The 11,457-nt window shown below is 35.6% G+C and carries 11 protein-coding genes; 6 read left to right on the top strand and 5 right to left on the bottom strand.

Going from position 1 to position 11,457, the window contains the following annotated elements:
• The first annotated feature begins 45 nt into the window (after positions 1 to 45).
• Positions 46 to 1,542 (top strand): aminotransferase-like domain-containing protein, encoded by a 1,497-nt coding sequence (locus ACXGSQ_RS02295; protein WP_458628034.1) that lies wholly within the window; start codon positions 46 to 48, stop codon positions 1,540 to 1,542.
• Here ACXGSQ_RS02295 and ACXGSQ_RS02290 read toward each other — a convergent pair.
• Both ACXGSQ_RS02290 and ACXGSQ_RS02285 read right to left on the bottom strand, forming a co-directional pair.
• Complete coding sequence (locus ACXGSQ_RS02290; RefSeq protein WP_458628033.1) at positions 1,532 to 1,948, bottom strand: putative signal transducing protein; 417 nt, start codon at positions 1,946 to 1,948, stop codon at positions 1,532 to 1,534. The two genes, ACXGSQ_RS02295 and ACXGSQ_RS02290, sit on opposite strands and share 11 nt — an antisense overlap.
• A gap of 60 nt (positions 1,949 to 2,008) precedes the next feature.
• Positions 2,009 to 2,557, bottom strand: a complete 549-nt coding sequence (locus tag ACXGSQ_RS02285) for a hypothetical protein (RefSeq protein ID WP_458628032.1) — start codon at positions 2,555 to 2,557, stop codon at positions 2,009 to 2,011.
• A 225-nt stretch (positions 2,558 to 2,782) separates the two neighbouring features.
• On the opposite strand from ACXGSQ_RS02285, the gene ACXGSQ_RS02280 reads away from it, so the two are divergent.
• From ACXGSQ_RS02280 to ACXGSQ_RS02265, 4 genes are read left to right on the top strand one after another with little or no spacing between them, the layout of a single operon-like run.
• A complete protein-coding gene (locus ACXGSQ_RS02280; RefSeq protein WP_458628031.1) occupies positions 2,783 to 3,292 on the top strand; it encodes a DUF2975 domain-containing protein in 510 nt (169 codons plus the stop codon).
• Positions 3,293 to 3,294: 2 nt separating this feature from the next.
• A complete protein-coding gene (locus ACXGSQ_RS02275; protein WP_458628030.1) occupies positions 3,295 to 3,879 on the top strand; it encodes a DUF2975 domain-containing protein in 585 nt (194 codons plus the stop codon).
• A gap of 2 nt (positions 3,880 to 3,881) precedes the next feature.
• Positions 3,882 to 4,088: a helix-turn-helix domain-containing protein gene (locus ACXGSQ_RS02270; RefSeq protein WP_458628029.1), complete on the top strand. Its 207-nt coding sequence runs from the start codon at positions 3,882 to 3,884 to the stop codon at positions 4,086 to 4,088.
• Between the two features lie 45 nt (positions 4,089 to 4,133).
• Positions 4,134 to 5,930, top strand: coding sequence for a M61 family metallopeptidase (locus ACXGSQ_RS02265; protein WP_458628028.1), 1,797 nt, complete (start codon positions 4,134 to 4,136; stop codon positions 5,928 to 5,930).
• 2 nt (positions 5,931 to 5,932) lie between these two features.
• Here ACXGSQ_RS02265 and dinB read toward each other — a convergent pair whose 3' ends face one another.
• The 3 genes from dinB to ACXGSQ_RS02250 form a co-directional block, all read right to left on the bottom strand.
• Complete coding sequence (gene dinB / locus ACXGSQ_RS02260; RefSeq protein WP_458628027.1) at positions 5,933 to 7,150, bottom strand: DNA polymerase IV; 1,218 nt, start codon at positions 7,148 to 7,150, stop codon at positions 5,933 to 5,935.
• Between the two features lie 274 nt (positions 7,151 to 7,424).
• Positions 7,425 to 9,986 (bottom strand): DNA polymerase III subunit alpha, encoded by a 2,562-nt coding sequence (locus ACXGSQ_RS02255; protein WP_458628026.1) that lies wholly within the window; start codon positions 9,984 to 9,986, stop codon positions 7,425 to 7,427.
• Positions 9,987 to 10,002: 16 nt separating this feature from the next.
• A complete protein-coding gene (locus ACXGSQ_RS02250; protein ID WP_458628025.1) occupies positions 10,003 to 10,446 on the bottom strand; it encodes a PHP domain-containing protein in 444 nt (147 codons plus the stop codon).
• 239 nt (positions 10,447 to 10,685) lie between these two features.
• Between ACXGSQ_RS02250 and ACXGSQ_RS02245 the strand changes: the two genes are divergently transcribed.
• Complete coding sequence (locus tag ACXGSQ_RS02245; RefSeq protein ID WP_458628024.1) at positions 10,686 to 11,453, top strand: XRE family transcriptional regulator; 768 nt, start codon at positions 10,686 to 10,688, stop codon at positions 11,451 to 11,453.
• The last annotated feature ends 4 nt before the right edge of the window (positions 11,454 to 11,457 follow it).

Raw genomic sequence — 11,457 nt, 5'->3', positions numbered from 1 at the left:
AAGTCGTAACTTTCCGGACGATTAAGATAGTCCAGTTTTAAAACAATGAATAGTCCGGTTAGTGATCTTATAAAACAGCTTGTTAGTTTTGACAAAGCTTCGGTGCAACCTATATATATACAAGTAGCACAGCAAATAATTAATGGTATACAACGTGGTTATTTATCTAAAGGGAGCAAATTGCCAGGTACTCGTGTCTTTAGTGAGTTGTTAAATATACATCGTAATACCGCTGTGGCTATTTATGAAGAATTAGCCTCTCAAGGTTGGGTAGATATTATACCAAATAGAGGGACTTTTGTTTTGGTGCCAGAGCAGGCTACTGCAAAAATAAAAGCTACAGCAGAGCGTATAGATCGTGCTTATAATTATCCTAAAGTCGCTGGTTTTCCATTTCAGAAATCGTTTCATTTGGCTTCCACAGTACAAGAAACGACTGCTAAATATTCTATTAATGATGGTCAGCCCGATTTACGTTTGCATCCAGTACATCAGTTTTCGAGATGGTATAGTGCTGCTATGAAACGCAAACCCTTAATTAATAAATGGAATAGAGCATCGGTAGCAACGCCTTCGGTGTTTAAAACACAATTGTGTAATTATTTAAATGCGACACGTGGCTTTCGTATTAATCCGAACAATGTCATAAGCACGCGTAGCACAGAGATGAGTTTGTACATTGTATCGCAACTATTAATTAAGAAAGATGATGTGGTGCTGGTTGGACAATTAAGTCATTATGCCTCAAATACAATTTTTCAAGAAGCTGGAGCAGCGTTAAAAGCTATTCCTGTAGATGACGAAGGCTTAGATGTAGATTATATAAAAAAGCATTTTATAAAACACAGCATTAGGTGTGTTTATGTCTGTGCACATAGACAGTATCCAACGACCAAAACATTAAGTGCTCAAAGGCGATTACAACTTTTGCAATTAGCAAAAACTTATGGGTTTGCTATTATTGAGGATGATTATGATTACGATTTTCAGTTTGAAGGATCTGCTATGTTACCTATGGCAAGCGCAGATGCCAACGGTATGGTAATTTATTTGGGTAAAATGGGCCAATCATTGTTTCCTAGTTTTCAAACGGGTTTTGTAGTTGCTCCAGATAATTTAATTGCCGAAGCTCACAACTATTTAAGTTTACTTGATGAGCAAGGTGATTTAATACAAGAGCAAATGTTGTCTGAGCTTATATCTGAAGGTGAAATTTATAGGCTAGTGAAAAAGAATATTGTGACCTATAAACAACGCCGTGATTGCTTGTGTAAATACTTGCAGCAATACTTTAATGGCATTATAAGCTATGAACAACCCTCTGGAGGTTTGGCTATTTGGTTACAATTTAAGCATCCTTTGTCGTTAGTAAAGCTTGCCGAAGCAGCAGCGCGTATAGATTTGTTTCTTCCAAAAACCATTTTATATCAAGATAAAACGACCTGTGCAATTCGTTTTGGATTTGGACATTTAAATGAAGACGAACTCGAAATTGTGATTAAAAAACTGAAACGTGCTTATGATACGGTGCTTAGTCTTTAATAGGGAATTCCGTCTTACAATCCTCGCATTTGTATTGATAGCGCGCGCTAAAAGGTAGTGTGAAGAACAAGAGGCCAATTAGAAAAGACATCAAGGATTTAAAATTATTAATGGTGGTGTACATTTCAATATGTTCGCCTTTACAGTTGGGACAAACAATAGGATGCCCTTCGTTGTCTACAGAATAGGCTTTAATTGATTTTAAAATTGCTCGCGCTCGTTCTTCGTCCTTGGCAAGTACTTTTAATTTTACACCTCCAATGGCCTGACTCACTAAAGGATCCGTGTCTATGGTAAGATTATCTCTTAGAAAGACTTCAATACCATCGGCTTCTAATCGTCCTTTTGCTATTTGTGCTTCTGTAGAATAGGGGAATCGGGCTATGGTAACGAAGGTGTCTTGCATTTGGTAAAGATAAGAAAAAGACCTGTCAGGTTTTTAAAACCTGACAGGTTTCGAGGGAAGTTAATCTATTTTACCAGATGCCATTTTGGTTTTCCAATCCTCTTTGTCAACCCATTTAAAGTTATTGGGTTCTGTGGCGTCTAATAAGTCAATATTTAATTCTTCTGAGAGTTCAAAACCGATGAGAAAGGCTTCTTTGTAATTGTCTTCTTCGTATAGTTCAAAATGTTTGTTATTGTCGTACCACAAATTCACTTCAAATATATAATCACCACCTACTGTGGGTTGATGGAATACTGAAACATATTGATAGTTTTTAATGGTTTGCCACGAGCCAAATTTTATAGGACCAACTTCAATGGTTGGTCTAAATCTGGAATTAGCAATGTCTATATAGATACGTTTTCTGGAACAAAAACTGGCGCCAATACCAGCAAAATAAATAACACCTTCGAAATCTAATATTCGTATACCAAGCGGTTGGTTTGTTGTTATCCAAAGAAAAAATTTGTACGCTATAATCCCGAAAGCCAATGTAAAAAATAACGCAGCAATGGGAATTTGCCAAATAGGTCTAGGGCTTTCTGAAATGATGGTGTTGGGATTCAAGTGTTTATTTTATTGTTTTTTATCGGTCACATGGTACATCTATTTTATCATTCCCTTGGGTATAAAAGCGAGTTATGGATGTAGCATGTTTCAAATATATGAAAAAGACCTGCTAGGTTTTCAAAACCTGCTAGGTCTACTATTGAAATCATCTTTTTTAACAATTAATTATTGTTTATCGATAATTTTTATATATTTGTTATCGTAAAACGATAATTATTTACCATGCGAAAATTAATAATTTTAAAAAGTTTAATCGATTTTGTCTGGATAGTGACCTGTATTCCTGCACTATTGATACTTAGTTTTTTGGCTGTCTACATGTTTATTGAACCACAATCTTTGGATATTATCTTAGATGCAGACAAGTCCATTATTAAAACATTTTCAATATCTGCTCAGCTATTTGGCTTGGTTTTTATTGCTTTGGGGTTTGTGACTATTTATTGTGTGTACTTGTTTAGAAAAACTTTGCGCTATTTTCAGCGGGTCAAACCTTTTCATATGGATGTAATAGTCAATTTTTATAGGATAGGTTATTTGCTTACAGGTGTTGGAATAGCGTCCTCTGTATTGTTCTTTTTAGCACAATTAGTTTTTACAAGTCAACTAAAGATAAACCTTGGATTAAGTCCTTATATTATGTTAATCTGTTTGGGTTTGTTTTTTATGGTGTTGAGTGAGGTGTTTAAGGTGGCAAAAAAAGCTAAAGAAGAAAATAATTTAACTATATAATTATGACTAAAAACACACTTTTAAATATCGCCATTTGGGTGACGAGACTATTGAAAATCGTCTTAGTAATTGCTGCGATAGGTATTACGAGCTTATTTGTATATGCTCAAATTGATAAAGACACTTTCGCAAATGAAGAGATTGTATTAAAGGCTAATCCAAGTATTGTGCGTATTTCAAATATATACACAACGGTTTGGAAGCTTGATACTGATGCGGATTATGATCAAAAACCTTATACTTTTGGAAAACTAAAAACAGTATCCTTGTATATCAATTATTTTAAAGTCATTAGTGTTGCCGTGTTACTATTTCTAATACTTAGAACATTCGAAAAAATTATGTTGTCTGTAAAAACATTACATACATTTAGTAGTCGTAATGCAAAACTGTTTAGGAAGATTGGAATCTATATTATTGTGGTTACAATTCTGATAAGTTATACGGTACTTCGATTTGAAAGTGGAAGTCAAACTCTTGCACACCTATCATTAACCCCAGTAATTTATATGCTTTTGGCTTTTGTAATGGCAGAGATTTTTAAAGAAGGTGAACATTTGAGAGCAGAAAACGATTTAACCATATAACCATGCCCATAATAGTCAACTTAGACCTCATATTAGCCAAACGCGGTATGAAGAGTAACGAACTTGCTGAACGTGTTGGGATTACAACCGCAAACCTGTCCATTTTAAAAACAGGAAAAGCAAAGGCCATTCGGTTTTCAACCTTAGAAGCTATTTGTAAAGCTTTAGATTGTCAGCCTAGTGATATTCTAGAATACGTAGAAGATTAAAAGGTTTTAAAAATTAGTATCTTGGGTGTCTAAAAAATTGAATAGATGCGAAGCCTAATTTTATTACTGTCTTTTTTATGTTTAGTGAATTGCAAGGAAGACAAAATTTCTGAAACAGAATTAACAACTACAGGAAGTTCAAGTTATACCATTTCGTTTGAAAATGCAGCACATCATGAAGCTGAAATCACGGCTACTTTTAAAGGTTTAAAATCCGGTGAAGCTGAATTTAGAATGTCTAGAAGCTCACCAGGACGTTATGCTATTCACGAATTTGCTAAGAATGTTTATAACGTAAAAGTGACAGATGGGAAGGGTAATGTTTTAGAAACGACACGCCCCGATCCGTATTCTTGGATTGTGAATAATCACGATGGCACTATCATAGTCAATTATACCTTATATGCCAATCATGGAGATGGCACCTATGCACAAGTTGATGAAACGCATGCCCATCTTAATATGCCAGCGGCCTTTATGTATGCTCCGAGCTTGGAAAACGACACCTTCAACATTGAATTTAAACCACGTGAAGACTTCAACTGGAAAATTGCAACGCAATTAAAGCTCGTAGAAGGCAACACCTATTCCGCTGAAAACTTACAGTATTTTATGGATAGTCCAACGGAAATTAGCGACCATATGGTACGTTCGTTTGAGGTGGATGGTCAAAAGATCAATTTTGCATTGCACCATAATGGAACCGCAGCAGAGTTTGATGACTATTTTGAAAAGGTCAAAAAAACAATCTTACAACAAAAAGCAGTTTTTGGCGAATTACCAACTTTCGATTACGGAGAATACACGTTTTTAGGTTGTTATATTCCTAATGCCACAGGGGATGGTATGGAACATCGAAACTCTACTGTTGTCACCAGTACACGAAGTTTAGCTGATGGAGCCGATCGTAATTTAGGGACTGTTAGTCATGAGTTTTTTCATTGCTGGAATGTAGAACGTATACGACCACAAAGTTTAGAGCCTTTTAATTTTGAAGCAGCTAACATGAGTGGCGAACTTTGGTTTGCTGAAGGGTTTACCAGTTATTATGACGATTTAACCTTAACTAGAGCCGGACTTATTACACAAGAAGATTATATAAAAGGGCTTACAGGAACGTTTAATTACGTTTGGAATTCACCAGGACGACAGTTTTTTAATCCTATTGAGATGAGCTATCAAGCTCCGTTTGTAGATGCGGCACGTTCTGTAGATGATATCAATCGTAGCAATACTTTTATTTCCTATTATTCGTATGGCAGTATGCTAGGTTTGGCTTTAGATTTATCGCTTAGGGCAGAAAACTTGAATCTAGACGATTACATGACATTGGTTTGGAAGACCTACGGCAAGACGGAAACCTATTATACCATTGCGGATTTACAGCAAACGTTAAAGGATTATGCAGGTGCTGAATTTGGTGATGCTTTTTTCAACAATTACATCTATAAAAGTGGCATGCCAGATTTTGAAAGCTTGTTTAAAACGGTTGGTGTGCAATTACAACAAAACACGGAGCAACCTGCTTTTGGATTGCGTTTAAAGAATCAAGTCATTACAAGTAATACAATGGTCGGTTCTGGAGCTTATGCCGCAGGACTCGAAAAAGGTGATAAATTACTTAAAATTGATGGTGTTGAGATTAATGAAACATCAGACTTAAATAAAATTTTAGGTACAGTAAAACCGAATCAAACTGTTGAGGTGGTTTATGAGCGCTTCGGAAAACAACGCACTGTAAAACTAACTTTAGATGCCGATACGTCTTATGCTATTTCAAGTTTAGATGCTTTATCTGAAGGGGCTAAAGCAAATCGTGAGGCTTGGTTGGGCGCTAAGTAATTCTAGCGACGTCGATTGGGCAACAAAGGTGGTGGTTCACCATTAAACGGGTTAAAACGGCTAATGGTTTTTGCTTCCATACCAGCAGCACTCATTACAGCTCTGTCTCCATAGCGTTCGCGCATTTTGTCCATAGCATTGGTTAGGTTGAGGTGCATTTCATTGTCTTCAAATAAATTAATTTGATGGCCTCCTTCTACCAAATGACTAAATTTTACACCAATTAACCGTACTAAAAGTCTACGATGGTATAGTTTTTTGAACAAATCTAATACCACAGGAATTAGCATATGGTCCATAGCACTATAAGGAATGCGTTGCTGTTGTGTATAGGTCTGAAAATCGGAATACCGAATCTTAAAGGTGACGCAAGCCGTTAGTTTATGACCACGACGTAATTGGTAGGCTAAATTCTCTGTCATTGCAACGACCATACCTTTGAGTTTAGCAACATCTGTAGTATCCTGATTAAACGTACGCTCTGTAGAAATAGACTTGCGTTCGTGGTATTGTACCACAGGAGAGTTGTCTATGCCATTGGCTTTCTTCCAAATAATTAAACCATTTTTTCCTAATACTTTATGCATTAATTGCATAGGCATTTCTTGTATGGTTTGAATGCGTTTTACACCCAAATCGCATAAGGCTTTATAAGTCACATTACCAACCATAGGAATTTTTTTAACTGAGAGTGGAGCTAAAAATGGTTTTTCGGTACCAGAAAGAACACGAATTTCGTTATTGGGTTTAGCTTCTCCAGTCGCAATTTTAGATACCGTTTTGTTAAGTGATAATCCAAAGGAAATCGGTAAACCGGTTTCTTTGATGATTTTTTTACGTAATTCGGAAGCGAGTTTGTGACAACCGAAAAATTTATCCATTCCGGTGAGATCGATGTAAAATTCGTCTATTGATGTTTTTTCATAAAGTGGTACACTTTCTTTAATCACATCGGTAACAGCGTTTGAAAATTTGGTGTAAATACCAGAGTTTCCTCTGAGTACAATAGCTTCTGGACAAAGCTGTCTTGCCATACGCATTGGCATCGCAGAATGTACGCCAAAAGTACGCGCTTCGTAACTACAAGATGCTACTACACCTCTGTCGCTAGTACCACCTATAAGAATCGGTTTTCCGTTAAGGCTGCTATCCATATGTCTTTCGCACGATACAAAGAACGTGTCTAAATCCATATGTACGATGCTGCGGTTGTTGTTCATTTTTTAATTTGGGAAATTCCCGTCAGTTCGAGTGGCCATTTTTGTAGCTAAAGCGGAAAAAATTGTTGTATCGAGAACCTTATGATTAAAGAAAGTTTTTCGATACAAATTTGCTCATGCTTCACAAATTCACTCGAAGTGACGCCATGTTATTTTTTAAACTGTTTTTAATTGTACCTACAAGGTTTTTGAAGCCTTGCAGGATATATAAAATTTATATTTACGTTAGCTTATAAATCACTCGAAGTGACGAGATATTGTCTTTTAAAATTCTTTAACTGATCGCTCTTTTTAAATCTGTAAAACTTCGTTTATTCTGAAACGTTGGATTCAAAGATTTTACAGAATAACGAGGATCTTCAATAATCCCTAAACGTTCAAGTTTTGAAACTTCAATCGTCACACAATCAAATTCTACCATTACTTTTCCTGTAATGGCATAAATACCCTTTCCTCTAAATGGATATTTAGTAGCAGTAGGAGGGAAGTGAACGGTGTCTAAAAAATCACCATCACGATCTAAAAAGGTGCCAAAATGCATCATTTTTCCATTCGCCGTTTTGGTGTTTTTGGTCGTAATCAAGTAGCCTTCAATGCTAATAAGTTTATTTTCTAATTGTATGAGCTGTTTTGCACGTAAATTACTAATCGAATGTGTTTTTAATAAATTAAACGGATTACAAAGGCTAAATCCTAATAATTCAATCGAATCAAAAGCATTTTCTAGATCTGTACTGGGTAGTTCAGGTGTGCTATAAGTCACACGTTCGGTTTTAAACAGTGTAATGAGGTCTTCTTTAATGACGGTTTTACTAATTTTTAAATGCGCCTCCCAAAGCAATTCACGTTTATTAATTCCTGTAAACCGAAAGGCATTGATTTTAATTAAAATGGAGATTTGCTCAATAGAAATTGGGACACGTTCTATAAAATCGTCGAGCGATTGAAATTTACCATGTTCTTGTCGTTCATTAAGAATGCGATTTATAGTTTTAGTTTCTAAGGATTGTAAAAACATAAAGCCCAAATAGATCGTTTTCTCTTTTATAATCGCTTGGGTAAATGACCGATTAATACATGGTGCTTCAATGATACCATTGTGCATTCTAGCTTCATGAACATATAATTCTGTGTTGTAAAATCCACCGAAATTATTAATGGTCGCTGTCATGTATTCCAAAGGATAATAGGCTTTTAAAAATAGACTTTGGTAACTTTCTACGGCATAAGAAGCAGAATGGCCCTTGGCAAACGCATAACCAGCAAAGCTTTCAATTTGTCGCCAAATATCTGCAACTAACTCGTACGGTTTTCCATCATGTTTACAATTGTCAAAGAATTTTTGTTTCACTTTGGCAAATTCATCTCGCGATCGGAATTTTCCAGACATACCACGACGCAACATATCTGATTCTCCCAAATCTAAACCACCAAAAAGGTGTGCGACTTTAATGACATCTTCTTGGTACACCATAATACCATACGTCTCTGGCATAATTTTTTGTAAAACAGGGTGTGCTTCTTTTCGTCTTTCGGGATAGCGGTACCGTAAAATATATTCGCGCATCATGCCGCTTTTTGCAACGCCAGGTCTAATGATAGAACTGGCAGCGACTAAGCCTAAATAATTATCGACTTGTAATTTTTTTAATAACATACGCATGGCTGGCGATTCTACATAGAAACAACCAATGGCTTTCGCATTACGCAACAAATTTTTAATGCGTTCGTCTTTTTTAAAGCCTTTAATATTGTGAATGTCAATTGGAGGTTGGTCTTTATAATTGGCATCAATTATTTCTACAGCTTCTTTTATTTTTCCTAACCCACGCTGACTGAGAATATCGAATTTATATAGCCCAATATCCTCAGCAACCACCATATCAAATTGTGTTGTCGCAAAACCTTTTGGAGGCATAAATGTGGCGCAATACGAATGAATGGGTTGCTCTGAAATTAAAATACCACCAGCATGAATCCCTAAATAATTAGGGAATCCTTCAATATAGGTGCTGTATTTAATGACGAGTTGTGATAATTGATCGAGTTGGTTAAGGTTATATTTTCCTCGGGTTAGTTTATCCATTTCGGACTTAGGTAGGCCAAATACTTTTCCTAATTCGCGGATAGACGCTTTAAATTTAAAGGTATTATAAACCGCAATAAGGGCTGTGTGTTTAAAAGTGTTGAAAATATAATTAGTAATATCATCTCTATCTCTCCAAGAAAAATCAAGGTCAAAATCTGGCGGATTCTGACGAAAGAGGTTAATGAAACGTTCAAAATATAAATCGAGTTCAATTGGATCTACATCAGTGATTTGTAGTAAATACGCAATAATACTATTGGCGCCACTACCACGACCAACGTAGTAATAATTTTTACTTCGGGCGTATTCTAGGATTTTCCAATTGATGAGAAAATAGGAGACGAAGCCTTTTTTTTTAATGATATGAAGCTCTTTTTCAATACGATCATAAACCTTCTGCTCAACCTTAGTGCCGTAGCGATAGTGAATACCATCGTATGTTAATTGCTTCAATAGCTTATAATCTGAAGTTTCATTTTCAGTTAGACATTTTTGGTTTTTAGGCTCGGTGTTTTCAAAATCGAAAGTAGTGGTGCAGGTTTCTAAAAGTTGCTCTGTATTACTGATGAGGTTTGGGAATTCTGAATAGGTTTCACAGAGGTCGTTGTACGGTAGCATCATGTCATTTTCATGACCTTCTTCGGACTTTGGAAGCTTACTCAATAAGGTGTTGTTATCAATAGCACGTAGTAAACGATGGGTGTTGAATCCTTTTTTATTCTGAAAGGACACCGTTTTTAAAACCACGAGTTTATGTTTGAATTCATTCCATTTTGAGAATTTTAAGGTATTGGAGATCTTGAGGGGTGATACCTAAAAACTCATTGGGTTTTAACTCAAAATGATTATCATTTTTATAAGGGTAAATCACGAAGCAATCCTCTAGGTCTTCATCTGGTCGTTCAGGGATTTGTAAATCGTGATTATGAAGAAATTTAGAGAGGTAGCTGTTGATATTTTGAAACCCTTGATTGTTTTTGGCAATAAGAATGAATTGCTGTTGTACGCCATTTCTAAAATCGACACCAAGCACGGGTTTTATTTTGTATTTTTTTGATAAACGCATTACATCTAAACAAGCAGATGTACTATTAATATCGGTTAGTGCAAGGGTTTGTACACCATTTTCTGATGCAATGGCAAGGAGTTGTTCTGGCTTTATAGTACCATAACGAAGGCTGTAATAGGTGTGACAATTTAAATACATAACTAAAAATCTAGATTGTAAATTTAGCTACTGTGTGTAGTTTTTATTGCTTATATTTGTAGTAATATTTGAAAAAGTGAAAAGTGAAGAGTGAAGAGTGAAGCGTTATTGTAAAACTTGGTGTTTTGAAATGATTTGATTCTGAGATTTTCGAGATAATTTTAACACAAGAAATGATAATTTATGTTTCCTGCTTGTCGCTTTTTTTTAATGGATGATTAATAAAAATAAAATTATAGATGAAACCGATTCAGGCCAATATAAAACATTTACGATCTTTAAAAAAGCTTTCTCAAGAGCGCTTTGCCGATGAATTAAAGTGGAGTCGCTCAATGGTGGGTTCTTATGAAGAAGGGCGCTCAGAGCCGCCAATAGATCGCTTAATAGACCTGTCTAACTTCTTTGATATTCCTATTGATATTTTAGTTAAAAACGATTTGCGCAAAGCTAAAGACACCTCGTTTATTGAAGTCGGGAACAAGCGTGTGTTATTTCCTGTAACCGTCAATGAAGATAACGAAGATTTAATTGAAATTATCCCAGTAAAAGCATCCGCTGGTTATTTGTCGGGTTACGATGATCCGGAATATATAGAACAACTTCAAAAGATTAAATTACCGTTTTTACCAACAGGTACACACAGAGCATTTCCTATTAAAGGAGATTCTATGTTACCTGTAAAAGATGGTGCGTTTATAGTCGCAAAATTTGTGGACGATATTAGGGATGTTAAAAACGGACGTACGTATATTATCTTAACTAAGGATGATGGTTTGGTGTATAAACGGGTTTATATTCCTGAAGGAGATCAGGCAAATTTGATGTTAAGTTCCGATAATAAAACCTATCAACCCTATTTAATTCCTCGTGAAAACATTTTAGAAATATGGGAATTTACTTGCTGTATTAATACCCAAGAATACGATGAAAAAGAACTGAAATTGAGTAGTATTATGATGCTATTTCAAGAGTTGAAGGTTGAGTTAGAGGCGGTAAAACGAATGTAAGGCA

The sequence above is a fragment of the Winogradskyella sp. PC D3.3 genome (assembly GCF_054366245.1).
This window is presented reverse-complemented; position numbering and strand designations above follow the sequence as displayed.

What these genes read in the sequence shown, in the direction of transcription:
- ACXGSQ_RS02250 (WP_458628025.1), bottom strand. Translation starts at nt 10,446, where the DNA reads ATGTATTTAAATTGTCACACCTATTACAGCCTTCGTTATGGTACTATA.
- ACXGSQ_RS02290 (WP_458628033.1), bottom strand. Translation starts at nt 1,948, where the DNA reads ATGCAAGACACCTTCGTTACCATAGCCCGATTCCCCTATTCTACAGAA.
- ACXGSQ_RS02265 (WP_458628028.1), top strand. Translation starts at nt 4,134, where the DNA reads ATGCGAAGCCTAATTTTATTACTGTCTTTTTTATGTTTAGTGAATTGC.
- ACXGSQ_RS02245 (WP_458628024.1), top strand. Translation starts at nt 10,686, where the DNA reads ATGAAACCGATTCAGGCCAATATAAAACATTTACGATCTTTAAAAAAG.
- ACXGSQ_RS02275 (WP_458628030.1), top strand. Translation starts at nt 3,295, where the DNA reads ATGACTAAAAACACACTTTTAAATATCGCCATTTGGGTGACGAGACTA.
- dinB (WP_458628027.1), bottom strand. Translation starts at nt 7,150, where the DNA reads ATGAACAACAACCGCAGCATCGTACATATGGATTTAGACACGTTCTTT.
- ACXGSQ_RS02270 (WP_458628029.1), top strand. Translation starts at nt 3,882, where the DNA reads ATGCCCATAATAGTCAACTTAGACCTCATATTAGCCAAACGCGGTATG.
- ACXGSQ_RS02295 (WP_458628034.1), top strand. Translation starts at nt 46, where the DNA reads ATGAATAGTCCGGTTAGTGATCTTATAAAACAGCTTGTTAGTTTTGAC.
- ACXGSQ_RS02280 (WP_458628031.1), top strand. Translation starts at nt 2,783, where the DNA reads ATGCGAAAATTAATAATTTTAAAAAGTTTAATCGATTTTGTCTGGATA.